We start from the raw sequence: 19,363 nt of genomic DNA on the forward strand, positions 1-19,363 counted from the left end.
CACCATGTTTAAAGCAGAAAAAATCCTTTGGGGTGAAGGCTTATTTTTACGTCCTCAGCATTTTCAAGTTCAAGATCGCTACCATGAACAGCGTTTGAATCACACCATCCGTGCCATGATTCCTCATGCCTATGGCATACAAAAATTAAAATTTGATGAAGCACAACTTGCAACACATATTCTTGCACTGCAAGAGGTACAAATGATTTGGCAAGATGGTGAAATTTACCATGCACCTGCACAAGACTTGCTACCTGCACCGTTGTTATTGGATGACCTGAATTTAAACACAGAGATGATGCTGTATCTAACTCTTCCGATTTTGCAGGCCAAGCAAAAAAATATAGCAGATGAAACACAGGCAATACCGAGTCGCTATCATAATTTTTTGCAGGAAACCCATGATTTATTTACCGATGCCAGCCCTGCTGAACTCAATTTTTTACATCGCCGCGCAGCATTTAAGTTATTAGAGTTGCATGTTCAGCCCAGTCAAAATCTGGATGGTTTTCTATACCTACCGATTGCGAAACTCAAACGCCATAGTTCAGGCAGTTTTGAGCTAGATTACCAATTTATTCCACCACTTTTGCATATTTCAGCTTCAGAAGTCTTAATCAATCACTTAAAACGTAGCCTAAACATCATTAAGGCGAAGATAAAAACCATTCAGGGCAATAATCGTGAAAATGAACAAAAACTGATTGAGTTCCGTTCAGGAGATATTGTTTCCTTTTGGCTAATCAATGTCTTAAATACAGCCTATGCCGAATTAAACCACCTATTACACTATCCACAGATTCATCCAGAACGCTTATTTTCAGAATTATTACGTCTAACTGGCTCATTACTGACGTTTTCAACTGCTTATAGTGTGGAGCATCTTCCACAATACCGACATTGCCAATTACAAGAGAGTTTTCAGCAGCTTGATCTCATCTTAAGAGATTTACTCGACACAATTATTTCCAATCGTTACTTCAGCATTGCACTGAAAGAAACCCGCCCATCATATTGGGTCGGTAGCCTTGAATCTGACAAGATTGACCGTGATACGCGACTGTATCTTGCAGTTTCTAGCAGCTCAATGCAAACCCATGAATTAATTCAAGTCGTGCCTTTACGTTTTAAAGTGGGCAGTACCTTTGATGTAGAGCAACGTGTCATTGCCGCACTACCCGCAGTTCCATTGCAGCATTTAGTCCAAGTGCCAAGTGCAATTCCAGTACGTTCTGGGGTCAGTTATTTTGAAATTGAATCACATCATGAGCTTTATCAACCAATGCTGGAATCCACAACAATTTGTGTGTATATGCCCGCAGGCTTCCAAGATATCAGCATCGAACTGATTGCAGTACTTAATCATTAAGAGAAAAATTATGACTCAACCCATCGGCATGCCCTCTTTATTTGATGATGAAGAAATTGGTTCAGACTTATCTCACCTGTCCTTACCAACAGCTCAAACCACCAGTTTAATTGACCTCTTACATGATGGCTTTTATTTAGTTTTTCTGCTGCGTAATCATTATATCCCTACCCATCCGAGTGAGTTTCGTGAAAAGATTCTGGATGTACTCAGTCATTTTGAGCAACAGGCAAAACGCTTACAATTTTCTGCCGATGATATTCACAACGCCAAATATGCCTTTTGCGCTCTGATGGATGAAACCATTGCCACACAACAAGATAATGCCTATTTTGACTTGCAAAATACATGGCTCATCAGTCCTTTACAATTGAGTCTGTTTGGTTCGCAATTGGCAGGCTATCGTTTTTTTGAAATTTTGGAACAGTTGCGTAGTCGCGGTAAAGAACATTTAGCAGCATTAGAAGTATTGCATTACTGCCTGTTACTGGGTTTTCAAGGGAAATATCGACTGGAATTGGTGGAAAATTTAAATCATCTTGTTGCCCGTGTTGGCGATGAAATTGATTATCTCAAAGGGAAAAAAGCGGCATTTTCTCCATTTGCTGCCATTCCAGATCAAATTAAGCATCTGATTCATCATGAATTACCTTTTTTCTGGATTTTAATTTGCCTCTGCATGTTTACGGTACTGACTTTCGCTGGCTTAACATTCATGCTTTCTCAACAGAGCCAGAATGCCTTAAGTCCCTATCAAAATGTGATTTCGATACCTGTAGAAGAAGCACATATCACAATTCATTTACCCTAGTGGATGATGTATGGCACAGGAAAAAAAGACTTCTTTACGCATCTTACAACATAAGAAAAAGACCTTAGCTTCTCGCTTTTATGTACTGATCGGTTTTATTGCAGGTTGGATTGTTTCTACCCTGATTTTCTTATTATGGGTGAACAACTTTAATGGCTCTAATCTACAGACCTCGCCAATATTAGATGAATCAGAAAAGAAACAAATGCATCCATCAATCACGGTTCATGCTCCATGGGTTGATGAGGTTGTAACAGATGATCATGAAACTTCTTTATTAAGTGAAGATCATCATTTCATTCAGCCGAAGGACAAGGATTTAAATAAATTCTTTGAGCGCCCGACATCCAACAACACACCATCAAACGGCGCTCCAACGCCGCCTGCACAGCAAGTTGCTCCCTTTGAAAATACCGCACAGCATCCAGTAAAGCGCATCACGAAAGTTGAGAAAATTAATCCAGCAACAACGAAATCCACAACATCGACACAATCAGAAGCTGAAACAGCAACGCCTGAAGCAACACTAAAAATTACGGTGACACAAAGACCATTGGCTATAGATGAAGATCAATAACCTATGATTTTTGTGATTTTTTTCTGCTTTGTTGCTATTGCACTCGGATTAATGCTGCTCATGTCTTATGAGATACAGCATACATGCAGGCAGCGTTTACGGTCTTTATTGCCACAAAGTAAAACTAAAATAATCAATTTTTTGCACGTTATTCATCATTTATATCAGGCTGCTTCACCCAACAAACTACAATCACATTGGTATGTGCAGCAATGGTGGATTTTAATTGCGGGGCTAATTTTATTGACCAGTGTTCTGACTTTTGCTTTTACCCAACCCATTCATTCCACACGAATTGAAGCTGAATATTTAAAAGAAACTGACCCACAAATTTATGCCTTACTTCAGGGAGAAATGCTCAGTCCTCCCCCAGAAGAAGATGCTATTTTGATTCAAGATGCAATCATAGAAACGACTCAGCTTGAACAAAGCTATCAAGCACAACATTCCGCCGAGGGCAGCGTGGATGCTGCTCGTATTGAAACGCCCGTTTTTCATAGCCATGCACATTTAGATTCTGCTTTACTGGATCGTAAATGGGACAAAATCAACCCACGCTATAAGCAACGTCTGCTGATGGTATTTAAAATTATGCGAGAACAACACGGTTATGAACTGGTCTTACTTGAAGGTTATCGTAGTCCAAGTCGTCAGAATATGTTGTCGACTAATCCAAATACTACACGCGCCAAAGGCTATCAGAGTTATCATCAGTTTGGTTTAGCTGCCGATATTGCTTTTAAACGTAATGGTAAAATTGTTATTTCGGAACGTGATCCTTGGGCAATGCGTGGCTATCAACTGTATGGTGAGGTGGCTGAATCGGTAGGTTTGACTTGGGGTGGTCGCTGGAAATCAATCCAAGATTATGGTCATACTGAATACCGTATGCCTGGTTTAAAAAAGACCAAAGAAATGGCTGAACAGTTAATTGCAGAGGGTCAATTGCGATAGTTGAGGGGTTGTAAAAACAAAAGCAACTCAATTTTCAGCCTCTATACCAAGTTAATCATATTTAACTTTTTCAGATATAGGTCATAAGTGAAATAACAAGACATAAAAAAGACCCTTGAAAATCAAGGGTCTTTTAAAAATTTGGCGGAAGCGGTGAGATTCGAACTCACGGAGGACTCACACCCTCGTCGGTTTTCAAGACCGGTGCATTAAACCGCTCTGCCACGCTTCCATGTGGGCCATGATACGAAGCTTTTGATTTGATGACAAGTAAAAAATACCACTCAAGCACTCAAGTGAATATTGTTTCACCAAATCAGCGCTAAAGTTCATCAAAACAACAGCATAGCCACCTCACTTTTTAAAGTTTAGCAGCCAATTCAGCCCCTTCACGAATCGCACGTTTTGCATCTAACTCTGCAGCAAGCTTTGCACCACCAATAATATGATAGTTAGCCAAAGTATTTTCATCTGCCGCAGGCATTAAATCTTTAACCGACTCCTGCCCTGCACAGACTACAATGCTATCTACACGTAACAATTGGTCTTGACCTGCCATTTCAATCCACAAGCCTTCATTGCTGATGGCTTTATATTGCACACCACGTAGCATACGCACCGCATGTTTTTTCAACTGTGCACGATGTACCCATCCTGAAGTTTTACCCAAACCTGCACCTAAAGCTGTCGTCTTACGTTGCAATAAATAAATTTCACGGACTGGGGGATGAACTTCTGGAGCAAGCATACCACCTTCAGTCACATAGTTAGGATTCGGATCGACTCCCCACTCACGCTGCCAATCTGCCAAAGGCTGCGGTTGTGGCTGATGTTCAGGTTTCAGTAAAAACTCCGACACATCAAAACCGATACCGCCTGCACCAATCACAGCGACTTTTTGTCCAACAGGTGCACCACGTAATACTTCTGCATAAGACAATACTTGCGGTGCATCGCTGCCTTCAATTTTTAAAGCACGTGGTACTACACCTGTTGCAATGACCACTTCATCAAAACCTTCACGTTCGAGTTGCTCGCGGTTGACTTTGGTATTTAAACGCAAATCGACCCCAGTTTTTTCAATTTGCACTTTAAAGTAGCGAATGGTTTCGTGAAATTCTTCTTTGCCCGGCACGACTTTTGCCAAGTTGAATTGACCGCCCACTTCGTTGCTGGCTTCAAATAAAGTCACATGGTGCCCACGACTAGCAGCAACTGTAGCAGCAGACATTCCCGCAACACCACCACCGACAACTGCAATACGCTTCGGTTGCTTGGTTTTTTCATAGACCAATTCAGTTTCATAGGCTGCACGCGGATTGACCAAACAAGTCGCACGCTGATTTTTAAAGGTATGATCTAAACACGCTTGGTTACAGGCAATACAGGTGTTAATTTCATTGACACGATTGGTCGCAGTTTTATTGACCCAAAACGCATCTGCCAACAATGGTCGTGCCATTTGAATCATATCAGCTTTACCCGCTGCCAATATTTCTTCTGCAGTATCAGGCATATTAATACGGTTGGATGCAATTACAGGAATCTCAACGTGTTTTTTCACTTCTGCGGTGTAATCAACAAAAGCTGCGCGTGGCACAGAAGTCACGATGGTTGGAATGCGCGCTTCATGCCAGCCAATCCCTGTATTGAGCAAGTTCACACCCGCATGCTCTAAGGCTTTGGCAACGGTAATCACTTCGTGCATGGTATTGCCATCGTGGACTAAATCCAGCATCGACAAGCGGAAGCAGATAATAAATTTTTCACCCACTTCGGCGCGAATGGCTTTGACTACTTCTAAAGCAAAACGCATACGGTTTTCAATCGTACCGCCCCATTGGTCTTCACGCTGATTCACATGACGGCTTAAAAACTGATTCAGTAAATAGCCTTCCGAACCCATAATTTCGACACCATCGTAGCCTGCCATTTTGGCTAAACTAGCTGTTTTCGCATAATCTTCAATGGTATTTAAAATTTGTCTTTCACTCATTTTACGTGGTTTAAATGGTGAAATTGGAGATTTAATCGGACTTGCAGACACCACAAATGGTTGATAACCATAGCGTCCTGAATGCAGAATTTGCATTAAAATTTTCGCACCATGCTTATGTACGGCATGTGTCACTAATCGATGTGGTGCAACATCGCCCAATGTATTCATAGTACCGCCCGCAGGCAATAACCAGCCTTGACGGTTAGGTGAAATACCACCTGTAATAATTAAACCCACGCCACCTTTGGCACGTTCGCCAAAATAAGCAGCCAGTTTTGGATAATTATAAAAACGATCTTCCAAACCCGTGTGCATTGAACCCATCACGACACGGTTTTTAATGGTGGTAAATCCTAAATGTAATGGTTTTAGAATATTTGCATAGCGAGTTGTCATGATGAGTCCTTATATAATGAGCTTTGCAACTTGTTGCATGAATACTTTAACCGATTTTTATAAACTGTTTATGACTCTAAAGTTCGACTGTGTGGCACAAACGTCAATTTATAGGGTCTGTTGACACTTCTTCTATGTTTGCGACGTGAGAGATATATCTCGCAAGGTTTTTTAGCTGATATAAGGCATGAGGCAAGAAATTTAGTCATTCTAAATGACTGACTCATAACGCAATAGCAGCAAAAAATATGCTTGTCCCCTTGCGCAGCAAACAAAGCAGTGCTTTGTTCTTGCTCATGTGGCTAAAACTTTCTCAGATTGCGTTATGAAACTTGGAAATAGACCTACTATTCCCTGCGTTTCATGCCTGATCTGCTCAGTTTTAGCCTACAGCGCAAACCATTTATGAAATGTCAATAGACCCTAACTATTCTTGATATAAACTTGATATAAAACCGCCCAAAAGTAAAAGTGATTTTATTCTGCACCATCCCAATTGCAGGTTTTGATCTTCAACATCTATACCAAGTTTGCCATTTCTAAATGAAAATTTAAGCCTGAACCTGATTTTTTTATCAAATGCGCTTTTTTAACGAAAACAAGCATTTTAAAGAGTGCTATAATTTGCAGTTTAGAATTCTCCTTGGCCACCAAATGTGGTGCCTATTTTAAAAAAGTTAGGACTAGCAATGACTGATAATGCAACTATCTTGCAGAATGTACCAGTAGGCAAAAAAGTCGGTATCGCCTTTTCTGGTGGTCTAGATACTTCAGCTGCTTTATTGTGGATGAAGCAAAAAGGCGCTGAACCATATGCGTATACCGCAAACTTGGGTCAGCCAGATGAAGATGACTATGATGCCATTCCAAAGAAAGCCGAAGAATACGGTGCGGTAAAAGCAGTCTTGGTTGACTGCCGTATGCAGTTGGCTTTGGAAGGTATTGCTGCCATTCAATGTGGTGCATTCCATATCAGCACAGGCGGTATGCCTTACTTTAACACCACCCCGCTTGGTCGTGCAGTAACAGGTACAATGCTAGTGACTGCCATGAAAGAAGATGACGTAAACATCTGGGGTGATGGTTCAACCTATAAAGGTAACGATATTGAGCGTTTCTATCGTTATGGTTTATTGACTAATCCTGCGCTTAAAATTTATAAGCCGTGGTTAGACCAAACCTTTATTGATGAATTAGGCGGTCGTGCGGAAATGTCACAATTCCTTATCGACAATGGTTTTGACTATAAAATGTCAAAAGAAAAAGCTTATTCAACTGACTCAAACATGCTAGGTGCAACACACGAAGCGAAAGACCTTGAGTACCTAGATGCTGGCATCAAAATCGTTGATCCAATCATGGGCGTGGCGTTCTGGAAAGATGACGTTGAAGTTAAAGCCGAAGAAGTGTCGGTTACCTTTGAAGAAGGTATGCCAGTTGCATTAAACGGTCAGCGTTTTGAAAACCCTGTTGAGTTGATTCTTGAAGCGAACCGTATTGGTGGTCGTCATGGTTTGGGGATGTCTGACCAAATCGAAAACCGTATTATTGAAGCAAAATCTCGCGGTATTTATGAAGCACCAGGCATGGCGTTATTGCACATTGCTTATGAGCGTTTGGTTACGGGTATTCACAACGAAGATACTATTGAACAATACCGCATTAACGGTTTACGTTTAGGTCGTTTATTGTATCAAGGTCGTTGGTTCGATTCTCAAGCGTTAATGTTACGTGAAACTGCGCAGCGTTGGGTGGCTAAAGCAATTACTGGTACAGTGACTTTAGAATTACGTCGTGGTAATGACTATACCATTATGAACACTGAATCTCCGAACCTCACTTATGAAGCTGAGCGTTTAACTATGGAGAAAGGTGATTCAATGTTTACGCCAATGGATCGTATTGGTCAGTTAACTATGCGTAACCTAGACATTACCGATACACGCGCTAAATTGGGTCTTTATACCAATTCTGGCTTATTGTCGATTGGTTCAGGTTCTGCAGTGCCACAATTGAAAGACAAAAACAAATAATCACTTGGTGATGATTTTGTGAAATCGAAAGCCGCTCAAATTGAGCGGCTTTTTTATGTTTGTTTAAACATGAGGACTAAACAATTCATACTAAATGAAAGCTGCAATAGAAAAATTTACAGCACTTCTTCCACCTGCAAAGTGTGGTAATAAATTTGATTACGTCCCAACTGTTTCGCACGGTACAAGGCTTGGTCTGCACGTTGTAAGAAATCGCTTTTAAAAATGTCCGCCTCACCTTTATAGACGGTAAAGCCCAAACTGATGGTGACATTACTGTCAACCAAAGATTGACTATGTGGAATCGCTAAACGCTCAACCGCTTTAAAAATATTGGAAGCCACAGCATACGCACCATGCGCATCGGTTTCTGGCAATAACACCACAAATTCTTCACCACCATAACGCGCAACAAAATCCATGTGACGAATTGAGTCTTTAATGGATTTGGCAATCGCTGAAATGACTTCATCTCCCTTTTGATGCCCATAATGATCGTTATATTTTTTAAAAAAATCGACATCGATAAAGAGTAAAGACAATGGCACTTCATCATGCCGTGCCTGTTCGAAATAGCTGTCCAGCATTTCATCAAAAGTACGTCTGTTGGATACTTTAGTCAGCGCGTCATGCTGACTTAAATGCAACAATTCTTCAGCATGAATACGGTTAATTTTTTCACTAAGTCGGGCTTGGTGCATGACCAAAAAAATCATCCGCTCACGGGTACACAGCATTTTACTGATTAAAAAACCCACTACCGTACTGCCAACCAACACCCGCCCCATCACCATCACATCAATTGGAATATACAAGGTTAATAGCATAATCATGGCAACCACAGCCGCCATTAACCCAGTCAGCAGCATGTGAAACGGCTTCACCCCCGTCAGTACAAAACCCATAATATAAATCATGCTGATGATCATCATGGCTTGGTGTCTAAACACTTCGGTATGCACCGTCATGGTCAGCCAGGTCATCGACACAATGGCCCAAAAAATCATAGCCATGGCGGCATAGGCATAATACGGGCGCAAAATTTTATAATGGGCAAAAAAGAACAGGGTCAGTAAGCAAAACGCGCCATTGACCAAGCCTAGTAAAGAGTGGATAAAATCGTGTTTAAAAAAATTACGATCAATAATCCAATAATCCCCAGTAATCATCAGCACGGTGATAATAAAGTAGATGAGTACGCCCGACCAAAAATATTGGTTAATGTTGTGCCGAGCTTGTTCAAGATGCTGTTGCCAAAACTCAACTTCCAGTTGTTTCGGAAAAACCTGCCCCGCACGTTTACGTTGACGTTTAATCAACTCTTCATTTTTTTCTTTGTCGTACTGTAGCTTGGCTAACTTATATTTGTATTCCATGGATGCTTTAAATTCCATTTAATCACGATTGTTGCACAGCAAAACTGTAACAACCTGAATATAATTTTTTTAGTGGTTTAAAAATAACACAATGTCGAAACAATTAATTCAGGCATTTCTATTTTTTATGGCTTTCGACGTTACCATTTTAACATTTATAGATTATCATCTGTTTTATTTTTCAGACTGGCAGCGCCTTGAATACGATTACTCTTATCCAGCCAGATGACTGGCATGCTCATTTACGTGATGGTTTAGCACTACAACGTACTGTTCCCGATCTTGCCAAGCAATTTTCACGCGCAATTTGTATGCCTAACCTTGTTCCACCAGTAAAAACGGTAGAAGAAGCGGAAGCGTATCGTGAACGCATCATGGCACACGTCCCTGAAGGTGTAAATTTTGATCCGCGTATGGTGTTGTATTTTACCGATCAAACCTCTCCCGAAGAAGTCAAGAAAATTAAAGCCTCTGCGCATGTGAATGCCATTAAACTTTACCCTGCTGGCGCGACCACCAATTCAGACAATGGGGTGAGCGACATTCGTAAAGTATATGCGGTGATTGAGCAACTTGAAGAACAACAAGTGCCATTATTACTGCACGGCGAAGTCACGCACAATCATGTCGATATTTTTGACCGTGAAAAACGTTTCTTAGATGAAGTGCTTTCACCATTATTACAACAATTTCCAAACTTAAAATTGGTGCTTGAACACATTACGACCTCTGAAGCAGCGCAATTTGTTTTAGAACAAGGCCGTAATGTCGCAGCAACCATTACCCCACAACATTTATTATTTAACCGTAATGATATGTTAGTAGGTGGCGTAAAACCGCATTTCTATTGTTTGCCTATTTTAAAGCGTCAAACCCATCAACAAACCTTATTAGAAGTCGCAACTAGCGGAAATCCTAAATTTTTCTTAGGGACAGATAGCGCACCGCACTCAAAAAATGCCAAAGAAAATGCATGTGGCTGTGCAGGCTGCTATAGTGCGCCTACGGCAATTGAGCTTTATGCACAAGCTTTTGATCAAGTTGGACGTATTGACCGCTTAGAAGGCTTTGCAAGCTTCTTTGGTGCAGATTTTTATGGTTTGCCGCGTAATACCAACACCATTACTTTGGTGAAAGAAGAGCAAATCATTCCAACCAGTTTAGACTACTTGGATGGTGAACAAATTATTCCGTTATATGCGGGTAAAACCATTCAATGGAGAAAAGTGTGACAGATACAACTTTGCCCGTGATGGGGCAACGTTTTCGTGGTTTTTTGCCTGTGGTGGTCGATGTGGAAACCGCAGGCTTTAATGCCCAAACCGATGCTTTGTTGGAAATTGCTGCCATTCCAATTATTTATGATGCGGATGGCAAATTTGTACCAGGTGAAGCGTATCATGCGCATATCAACCCGTTTGAAGGGGCAAATTTAGACCGTCGTTCGTTGGACTTTATTGGGATTGATCCTTTCAACCCTATGCGTATGGCTATGGCTGAAGATGAAAAAACCGCATTAAAACGGATTTTCAAATCAGTCAATGAAGTGCGTCGCCAACAGAATTGTACCCATGCCATTTTGGTCGGTCACAATGCGCATTTCGATTTAGGCTTTGTACAAGCAGCCATTGCCCGCACAGGCACGAAAAACCAAAACCCATTCCACAGCTTTTCAGTGTTTGATACAGTGACTTTAAGTGCGGTGATGTTTGGTCAAACGGTGCTGGCAAAATCATGCATTCAGGCAGGTATTGAGTTTGATGGCAAAGAAGCTCATTCAGCTTTATACGATACGCAAAAAACTGCAGAGCTGTTTTGTTTTATTCTAAATAAACTTGCGCCGCACATGGTAGAGAACTTACTCAACACAGATCAATAATACGATTTGTACTCGAACATTGAGATGTTTACAGGATGACAGACTGCGTTTGTCGTCCTGTTTTCTTTTTAGTGTTGTGGTTTTGATTCGTGCTTTTCAACCACAAGACTGAGCATCAAAATGATTTTTACTGCGAATCAGCTTTTATGCATGCAGTCTTTTGAGCTGGCTTTGGTTATAATGGCAATATTCCAATTTGTGTTATTGATTCTGCCATGTTGAAAAAAATTGTCTTGGTTTTGGTCATTCTCGCGCCTTCTGCGTTGTATCTTTATATTGTGAATCGTGAGCCTGCTCAACCTAAACCAAGCACTCAACCCGCAGCCACACAAACAACAACCACTGAAAAGCAATATCAAACCCCTGATCATTAAAATGATGCACCGTATTCAAATTTACATGCACTGATTTATTTTTAAAGATGTATTATTTTTTAAGCAAATAACAAATAGTGCGGCAGTTTTTTTAGATTCAGGTTTGACACTGTCGCTAAAAATTCATAATATACGCATCACCTCGCAACGTCCCTATCGTCTAGAGGCCTAGGACATCGCCCTTTCACGGCGGTAACCGGGGTTCGAATCCCCGTAGGGACGCCATTTATCGTGCTATACGATCATTTCTAATCCAAATTTATTATTTCAAGATTGCAGATTTGTAGTTTTTCTCTACAATACTTCGCTTCATTTCATTTTTTCTCCTATCACTTATGCCGTCATCGAATCATCAAAATGATGCTGTGCATCAAGGCAATACTATGCCTTTAAAACGTGCGATGAGCACTCGACATTTGGTTATGATTTCACTGGGCGGTGCTATTGGCACAGGTCTATTTTTAGGCTCAGGTGAAGTCATTGCACAAACAGGCCCCGTTGGCGCCATCATCGCTTATATTTTTGGTGGTTTAATTGCCTATATGGTGATGCTGTGTTTGGGCGAGCTTGCCGTACACATGCCTGTTTCAGGTTCATTTGGGGCATACGCCAAACAATATATTGGACCTGGCACGGGCTATACCATCACTTGGTTATATTGGCTCACGTGGTCGGTCACTTTAGGCACAGAATTTACCGCCGCTGCGTTGCTAATGCAGGAATGGTTCCCGCATATTTCCATGTGGATTTGGACACTGATTTTTGGTGGCGTTGTATTTGGTTTGAATATGATTTCCACGCGCTTGTTTGCAGAATCTGAGTTTTGGCTATCTTTGGTCAAAGTCGTGACTGTCATTGCCTTTATCGTTTTGGGTTTAATGGCAATTTTAGGTGCTGTGTCTTATCAAGGTTATACCTCTGCACCTTTATTTAGCAATTTAACCGCACAAGGTTGGTTTCCTGAAGGGCTATTCCCTATTTTTGCCACCATGTTAATTGTTAATTTCGCCTTTTCAGGTACAGAGTTGATTGGTGTTGCCGCAGGTGAAACCAAAGACCCTGCCAAAAACGTGCCTAAAGCAATCAATACCGCAATTTTCCGTCTGTTGATTTTCTTTGTAGGTACCATTGTGGTGATTAGTGCCTTGCTACCACATCAGGCTGCAGGTTTGGCTGCAGAAGGTGTAAGCAGCAGTCCTTTTGTAACGGTGTTTAATCAGATTGGTATTCCTTATGCGGAAGATATTATTCGTTTTGTGATTATCACAGCGTTACTCTCTGCAGCGAACTCAGGTTTATTTGCAGCTTCACGAATGATGTGGTCGCTCTCACACCAAAAGCAATTACCACAGATTTTTTCTAAGGTGAATGCGCGTGGTATTCCTTATATTGCAGTCATGGTCACCATGCTCGGTGCAATGCCAGGTTTATTGTCTGAACAATTTGCGCCTGAAACCATCTTTAAAAACCTCTTGGGTGTGGCTGCATTTACCATGGTCGTGGTCTGGATGAGCATTTGTTTAAGCCAGTTTAACTTCCGTCGCCAATGGTATAAACAAGGTAAAACCGTGCAGGACTTAGGTTTTGCTGCACCGCTATTTCCAATAGTGCCTATTTTAGGTTTTGTGTTCTGTTTTATTACTTGCTTAAGTATGGTGTTTGACCCTGAAATGCTGGCAGGTTTTATTGGCTGTATGATTTTTATTGTGTTGTGCTATCTCAGTTATTACATGATTTATCACAAAAAATCATAATGCTTTTTTAGCGATGATGTAAAACAATAGGGGCGATCTTCGGATTGCCTTGTTTTTTGAGTTGTGTTGATTAGCAATGAATACTGCAAAATACAAAGAAAATCATGCTGCTCTAATAAATGTGTCCATTTAAAATAACTTGAAAAGCATGATTTTTACCGCTTCAAACGTATCACGACAGCAGAATAGTTTTAATTTTATTCAGTTGAACATTTTTTTCAGAATTATTGCAGAAAAGCGTTTGACACCCCCCCTTATACGCCCTATTATACGCCCACCTCTGAAACGTCCCTATCGTCTAGAGGCCTAGGACATCGCCCTTTCACGGCGGTAACCGGGGTTCGAATCCCCGTAGGGACGCCAATTTCAGAAGTAGATATTTTTTTAAGTCCCTATCGTCTAGAGGCCTAGGACATCGCCCTTTCACGGCGGTAACCGGGGTTCGAATCCCCGTAGGGACGCCATATTCTCAACAACTGCATTGGTTGTTACATGGTTTAAAAATATAAACTTCTATTTGTCCCTATCGTCTAGAGGCCTAGGACATCGCCCTTTCACGGCGGTAACCGGGGTTCGAATCCCCGTAGGGACGCCATATTCGAGATGTTTACATCTCAACAAAAAGCCCAATCAATATGACTTGGGCTTTTTGCTATCTAACGCATTAGTTTTATATTTCAATCTGTGCGGACTGATTCAAAAACCATAGTTTAAGCTTTGAATCCGTCCACTGAGGTTTGAAAAATACGAATCAAGCTGATTTACGTGAGTTGACCTGTCCTTTAATCACCGCAGTTAAATTGCCTTTTAAATATTTGAAAAAGACTTTTAAAGGCGAGAGTTTCGGGTTTGGACGCTTGCCTTGTGCAATTGCTTTGAACTGCGCGGCATACCAAATAATTTCCATAATTGCCATTTTATCAATCATCGGGATACCAGTTTTAATTTTATCGACCCCGTAACGTACATCTTGACCCGCCAACAAACGGTTGGCTAAATCGGTTTCTACCGCAAATGGTCGGGCGATCCCAATAAAGTCACATGCACCACTGTCCAAAGCAGCATTCATGGCAACTACCGTTCTAAAACCACCTGTCACCATTAAGTGGCATTTCACCTGACTGCGAATCAATTCCGCAAAAGATAAAAAATAGGCTTCACGGGCAATGGTACTTGGTTTACGTTTATCAGCTTTAGAGCCTGCCATCGCGGGTGCTTCATAAGTACCACCTGAAATTTCAATCATATCTATACCTGCTTCATCCATGGCTTTAAACACGCTAATCACTTCTTCTTCAGTGATGCCGCCACGTTGAAAATCTGCAGAGTTTAGTTTGACTGATACAATAAAATTGTCTGAGGTCGCTGCACGTACCGCTTGATAAATTTGCATCAAAAAGCGCATACGGTTTTCAATATTGCCGCCCCATTGGTCTTGGCGTTTATTGGTCAGTGGCGATAAAAACTGGCTGATCAAATAGCCATGCGCACCATGCAGTTGAATCCCTTCAAAGCCCGCTTGCTCACAAATCTGTGCAGCTTTGGCAAAACGCTGAATAATATCGAGGATTTCATCTTCATGTAGTTCACGTGGTGTACCAAAACTCAAAGCTAAACTTGGACTAAAAGGCACAGCCGAAGGTGCAACCGTTTCTTTATTCAAACCTTTCGGACATTGCCGCCCAGGATGTGACAACTGTACCAATTGCACCATGCCATAACGTTTACCAACTTCTGCCCACTGTTTGAGCTTTTCTATATCTCGGTCTGATTCAATTCCCACAACACCCGGTTCATTTTTGGCACGTAAATCGACCATTACGTTGCCAGTGATGGCACAGCCCAAACCACCTTTTGCCCATGCTTCATATAGACCTAAATGCAGGCTATTCGGCTGCCCTGCCGTGTTGGCAAGCGCCTCACTCATCGCGCCTTTAATGATGCGATTTTTAAACATGGTATTACGAATCTGAATTGTTTCGGCAAGATGGCTCATACACTGTTCCGTATTGTGTTTTATTGGTCTTTTTTACTCTAAAGATTTTTCGGAACAGGTCAATGCCATTTTGACAAATCTTATTGTCAAAATGGTAAAACAAGTCAGCCAGCCGAAATAGCTGTTTAAAAATATTGAAGGTTTAATACTCACTGGCAGCAATCAATTGACGGGTATATTCTGTTTGCGGATGGCTAAATAACTGTACAGTATCTTGAAATTCCATGACTTTCGCTTGATGCAGCACCAACACTTTTTGACACAGTGCTTTCACCACTTGCAAATCGTGGCTAATAAACAAATAGCTCATCTGTTCTTGCTGCTGCAAACGGCGTAACAGCTGCACGACAGCACGTTGCGTGGTACGGTCTAAGGCAGAAGTCGGCTCATCCATAATTAACAGTTTAGGACGCAGCACCAACGCGCGTGCTAATGCAATCCGTTGACGTTGCCCACCCGACAATTCATGCGGATAGCGTTGTTTAAAACTCACAGGCAATTCCACTTTGCTTAGAGCTTCATCAATGCGCTGGATGATTTCAGGCTTGGACAATTGTTGCAATGCCAAACCCTCACCAATGGTTTGCTCCACATTTAAACGTGGATTTAAGCTGCTAAACGGGTCTTGAAATACAATTTGAAACTGCTGACGTAAGGGACGCAATTGGCGTTCATTCAGTTGATTCAGATCTTGCCCAAGTAGTTCAATTTTTCCCTCACTTTCAATCAATCGTGCAATTGCAAGTGCCAATGAACTTTTACCCGAACCACTTTCACCGACAATACCAATAGATTGACCTTGCGGAAGTTGCAAGCTTAACGGCTCAACCGCAACCACATAATCTTTAACCCGATTCAGCAAGCCTTGTTTAATCGGGAATTTCACAGCAACCTGCTCCAACTCCAAAATGGTCGGCAACTCATCAACCTGCAAAGCTTCACCAAAATCATGATTCAACAAGTTTTGGGTATAGGCTTGCTGCGGTCTATTAAAAATATCTGCCACACTGCCCTGTTCTTCGACCCGCCCCTGATTCATTACAATTACCCGATCTGCATAGTGTTTGACTAAATTCAAATCGTGGCTGATCAAAATCATGGCCATATTATGACGCACTTGCAGGCTTTTTAATAAATCCAAAATCTGCGCCTGCAAAGTCACATCTAAAGCCGTAGTTGGTTCATCGGCAATTAAAATATCGGGATCAAGTGCCAACGCCATTGCGATCATCACTCGCTGACGTTGCCCCCCAGATAATTCATGTGGGTAACGCTTTAGTTTTTCTTCAGGCTGAGGAATGCCAACATCCTCAAGTAATTGCAATACCCGAGCACGCGTTTTTTCCTTGCTCCAACCTTGGAGCAACAAACTTTCACCAATAATTTTTTCCACGCGATGCAACGGATTTAAAGCCGTCATCGGTTCCTGAAAAATCATCGCAATTTTTTGACCACGAACTTGCCGCAATTGTTGCGGTTTAAGGCGAAGTAAATCCTGTTCTGCAAAGATTGCCTGACCTTGCACCTGTAAATGTTCGGGCAATAAACCTAGCAACGCCAAACTGCTAATAGATTTTCCAGAACCACTTTCACCGACTAACGCAATAGTTTCGCCTGCATGCAGCTCAAAGTTTAAATCGTGCAGCAAAACCTGTTCCTGCTGCCGAATATGCAGATGACTGACTGTTAGCAATACTGCATGCTGTGACGCATTTGAAGGTTTAACGTCTTGGATCGAATGCATCACGGGTCGCCTCCCCAATATAAATTAACAAGGACAGCACAATTGCTAAGGTAAAAAAGCCTGACAATGCCAACCAAGGTGCATTTAAATTATTTTTACCTTGTAACAACAACTCCCCTAAAGATGCTGCATCGGGCGATAAGCCGTAACCTAAAAAATCCAGTGCGGTTAAAGCTGTAATATTGGCGGTTAGCATAAATGGCAACTGCGACAAACTCGAACTCATGGCATTGGGTAAAATATGCCGAAACATAATGGTACGATCGGTTACGCCTAAACTTCGCGCTGCACGGACATAGTCAAAATTTCGGGCGCGTAAAAATTCTGCTCGAACCAAGCCGACCAGTGTCGTCCAGCCAAATAACAGCATAATCACAAATAGCCAATACACACTTGGGGTAAACATGCTGACCAAAATCATCACCATGAACAGCATCGGTAAACCGCCCCACACCTCTAAAACGCGCTGACCAATTAAATCGACCCAGCCGCCATAGTAGCCCTGAATTGCCCCGACCAAAATGCCCAAAGCTGCCGATGCAAAAGTCAATGCAAAGCCAAATAACAGCGATACACGCAAGCCATATAAAATTCGCGCCAACACATCGCGCCCTTGGTCATCTGTACCTAGCCAATTTTGTGCAGTTGGTGCAGAAGGTACAGGAACGGCCAAATCTAAATTCGGGGTCTGGTAAGAAAACTCAATGAGCGGCCAAACTGCCCATCCTCGGTCTGCAATCAGTTGTTGCACCACTGGGTCTTTATAATCTGCTTCGGTTTCAAATACACCGCCAAAGGTCGTTTCAGGATAAGCCTTGAACACTGGCAGATATAAAGATTGCTCATATTTGACCAATAACGGTTTATCATTGGTAATCAGTTCTGCCGCCAAAGACAACACAAAAATAATGATAAAGACAATGAAACAACCAAAACCCAATTTATTCTGTTTAAAACGCTGCACACGCGCCTGCATGATCGGTGACATTATTTTGCCCCTCGCGATTCAAAACTAATACGTGGGTCAATCACCTGATATAACACATCGCTGATTAAGCGTAGAATTAAGCCCAATAAGGTAAAAATAAACAAAGTGCCAAAAATTACAGGATAATCACGCTGTACAATCGCCTCAAAACCAAGCAGGCCTAATCCATCTAAATTAAAAATAATTTCGATGAATAAATTCCCAACAAAGAAAATACTCACCAACGCTTCGGGTAAACCTGCAATCACAATCAGCATGGCATTACGAAACACATGCCCATATAACACACGCGATTCAGTAAGACCTTTAGAACGTGCCGCCAACACATATTGTTTGTTTAATTCTTCCATAAATGAATATTTGGTCAGATAGGTCAGCCCTGCAAAACCACCAATCACCATCGCCAATAAAGGCAAAGTCATGTGCCAAAAATAATCGGTGATTTTTCCCCACAGACTCAATTGAGCAAAGTTTTCAGACACCAAACCCTGTAAAGGAAACCACTGAAAATATGAACCGCCTGCAAAAAATACAATCAGTAAAATAGCAAAGGCAAACGCAGGAATGGCATAGCCAATCGCCAACAAAATAGAAGTGGCTTTATCAAACAACAAGCCATGCTGACGGGCTTTTTTAATGCCTAAAGGAATAGAAATTAAATAAATCAGCAAGGTGCTCCATAAACCTAAAGATAGCGATACAGGTAATTTTTCCCATAACAATTGGGTCACAGGTTTATCTTTAAAAAAGCTGGTGCCAAAATCGAACTGCACATAGCTGGTGAGCATTTGCCAAAAGCGTTCATGTGCAGGTTTATCGAATCCATATTGCGCTTCGATTTTTGCGACCATTTCATCACTTAAACCTTTAGCACCTTGATAATTGCTGCTATTGGAGGTTGCAGCAGTTTCACCGCCTGTCGCCCCCATGCCCTGAAAGGCTTCGGCTTGCTGAATCGCCTGTTCGACTGGACCGCCCGGTGCAATTTGAATCACCACAAAGTTAATCAATAAAATGAAAAACAAGGTTGGAATAATCAGGAGCAATCTTTTGAGTATGTATGTGCCCATGTACTTACCTTTTGGCAATGTTCTGGTTTATCGCAAACACTGT

Annotated in this window: 15 protein-coding genes and 5 tRNA genes; 13 read left to right on the forward strand and 7 right to left on the reverse strand. The window is 41.6% G+C overall.

The genetic code is table 11. The features are described from left to right. Positions 1-4 precede the first annotated feature (4 nt). Genes tssK through FTU92_RS04685 form a run of 4 tightly spaced genes read left to right on the forward strand, consistent with a single transcriptional unit; the run spans position 5 to position 3,711 of the window. Positions 5-1,369: a type VI secretion system baseplate subunit TssK gene (gene tssK / locus FTU92_RS04670; RefSeq protein ID WP_136144160.1), complete on the forward strand. Its 1,365-nt coding sequence runs from the start codon at positions 5-7 to the stop codon at positions 1,367-1,369. Between the two features lie 10 nt (positions 1,370-1,379). After that, a complete protein-coding gene (gene icmH, locus FTU92_RS04675) occupies positions 1,380-2,180 on the forward strand; it encodes a type IVB secretion system protein IcmH/DotU (protein WP_179996080.1) in 801 nt (266 codons plus the stop codon). A 10-nt stretch (positions 2,181-2,190) separates the two neighbouring features. Continuing rightward, on the forward strand, positions 2,191-2,757 hold the full coding sequence (locus tag FTU92_RS04680) for a hypothetical protein (RefSeq protein ID WP_180095752.1): 567 nt from the start codon (positions 2,191-2,193) through the stop codon (positions 2,755-2,757). A 3-nt stretch (positions 2,758-2,760) separates the two neighbouring features. Further along, positions 2,761-3,711, forward strand: a complete 951-nt coding sequence (locus tag FTU92_RS04685) for a M15 family metallopeptidase (RefSeq protein WP_004972687.1) — start codon at positions 2,761-2,763, stop codon at positions 3,709-3,711. A gap of 142 nt (positions 3,712-3,853) precedes the next feature. On the opposite strand, the gene FTU92_RS04690 is transcribed toward FTU92_RS04685, so the two are convergent. After that, positions 3,854-3,943, reverse strand: a tRNA-Ser gene (locus FTU92_RS04690). Positions 3,944-4,072: 129 nt separating this feature from the next. Continuing rightward, positions 4,073-6,106 (reverse strand): NADPH-dependent 2,4-dienoyl-CoA reductase, encoded by a 2,034-nt coding sequence (locus FTU92_RS04695; RefSeq protein ID WP_004972684.1) that lies wholly within the window; start codon positions 6,104-6,106, stop codon positions 4,073-4,075. Positions 6,107-6,795: 689 nt separating this feature from the next. Between FTU92_RS04695 and argG the strand changes: the two genes are divergently transcribed. Continuing rightward, entirely contained in the window at positions 6,796-8,139 is a 1,344-nt protein-coding gene (gene argG, locus FTU92_RS04700; RefSeq protein WP_179994760.1) for an argininosuccinate synthase, read from the forward strand. 116 nt (positions 8,140-8,255) lie between these two features. On the opposite strand, the gene FTU92_RS04705 is transcribed toward argG, so the two are convergent. Beyond that, positions 8,256-9,515: a GGDEF domain-containing protein gene (locus FTU92_RS04705; protein ID WP_096902183.1), complete on the reverse strand. Its 1,260-nt coding sequence runs from the start codon at positions 9,513-9,515 to the stop codon at positions 8,256-8,258. 197 nt (positions 9,516-9,712) lie between these two features. Here FTU92_RS04705 and pyrC point away from each other — a divergent pair, with 197 nt between their 5' ends. The 8 genes from pyrC (at position 9,713) to FTU92_RS04745 (ending at position 14,117) form a co-directional block, all read left to right on the forward strand. Next, positions 9,713-10,747 (forward strand): dihydroorotase, encoded by a 1,035-nt coding sequence (gene pyrC, locus FTU92_RS04710; protein ID WP_004972678.1) that lies wholly within the window; start codon positions 9,713-9,715, stop codon positions 10,745-10,747. Then, entirely contained in the window at positions 10,732-11,394 is a 663-nt protein-coding gene (gene rnt, locus FTU92_RS04715) for a ribonuclease T (protein ID WP_096902181.1), read from the forward strand. The genes pyrC and rnt overlap by 16 nt, the downstream gene beginning before the upstream one ends. 215 nt (positions 11,395-11,609) lie before the next feature. Next, positions 11,610-11,768: a hypothetical protein gene (locus tag FTU92_RS04720; protein WP_004972674.1), complete on the forward strand. Its 159-nt coding sequence runs from the start codon at positions 11,610-11,612 to the stop codon at positions 11,766-11,768. Between the two features lie 149 nt (positions 11,769-11,917). Further along, positions 11,918-11,993: transfer RNA gene (locus FTU92_RS04725), tRNA-Glu, on the forward strand. A gap of 110 nt (positions 11,994-12,103) precedes the next feature. Next, on the forward strand, positions 12,104-13,522 hold the full coding sequence (locus FTU92_RS04730) for an amino acid permease (protein WP_026438458.1): 1,419 nt from the start codon (positions 12,104-12,106) through the stop codon (positions 13,520-13,522). Positions 13,523-13,809: 287 nt separating this feature from the next. Further along, positions 13,810-13,885 (forward strand) — tRNA-Glu (locus tag FTU92_RS04735). A gap of 25 nt (positions 13,886-13,910) precedes the next feature. Next, positions 13,911-13,986 (forward strand) — tRNA-Glu (locus FTU92_RS04740). 55 nt (positions 13,987-14,041) lie between these two features. After that, positions 14,042-14,117, forward strand: a tRNA-Glu gene (locus tag FTU92_RS04745). Positions 14,118-14,273: 156 nt separating this feature from the next. On the opposite strand, the gene FTU92_RS04750 is transcribed toward FTU92_RS04745, so the two are convergent. From FTU92_RS04750 to FTU92_RS04765, 4 genes are all read right to left on the reverse strand, one after another. Then, the gene (locus tag FTU92_RS04750) at positions 14,274-15,518 is read right to left on the reverse strand and encodes an NADH:flavin oxidoreductase/NADH oxidase family protein (RefSeq protein WP_004972669.1); all 1,245 of its coding nucleotides are present in this window, start codon (positions 15,516-15,518) and stop codon (positions 14,274-14,276) included. A 142-nt stretch (positions 15,519-15,660) separates the two neighbouring features. After that, a complete protein-coding gene (locus FTU92_RS04755) occupies positions 15,661-17,262 on the reverse strand; it encodes an ABC transporter ATP-binding protein (protein ID WP_180095877.1) in 1,602 nt (533 codons plus the stop codon). Further along, a complete protein-coding gene (locus FTU92_RS04760) occupies positions 17,240-18,250 on the reverse strand; it encodes an ABC transporter permease (RefSeq protein ID WP_180072499.1) in 1,011 nt (336 codons plus the stop codon). The genes FTU92_RS04755 and FTU92_RS04760 overlap by 23 nt, the downstream gene beginning before the upstream one ends. Then, the gene (locus FTU92_RS04765) at positions 18,250-19,320 is read right to left on the reverse strand and encodes a microcin C ABC transporter permease YejB (protein ID WP_004972662.1); all 1,071 of its coding nucleotides are present in this window, start codon (positions 19,318-19,320) and stop codon (positions 18,250-18,252) included. The genes FTU92_RS04760 and FTU92_RS04765 overlap by 1 nt, the downstream gene beginning before the upstream one ends. Between the last annotated feature and the right edge of the window lie 43 nt (positions 19,321-19,363).

Origin of the sequence: Acinetobacter sp. YH12205 (genome assembly GCF_013418125.1) — a bacterium.
Classification (GTDB): Bacteria; Pseudomonadota; Gammaproteobacteria; order Pseudomonadales; family Moraxellaceae; genus Acinetobacter; species Acinetobacter towneri.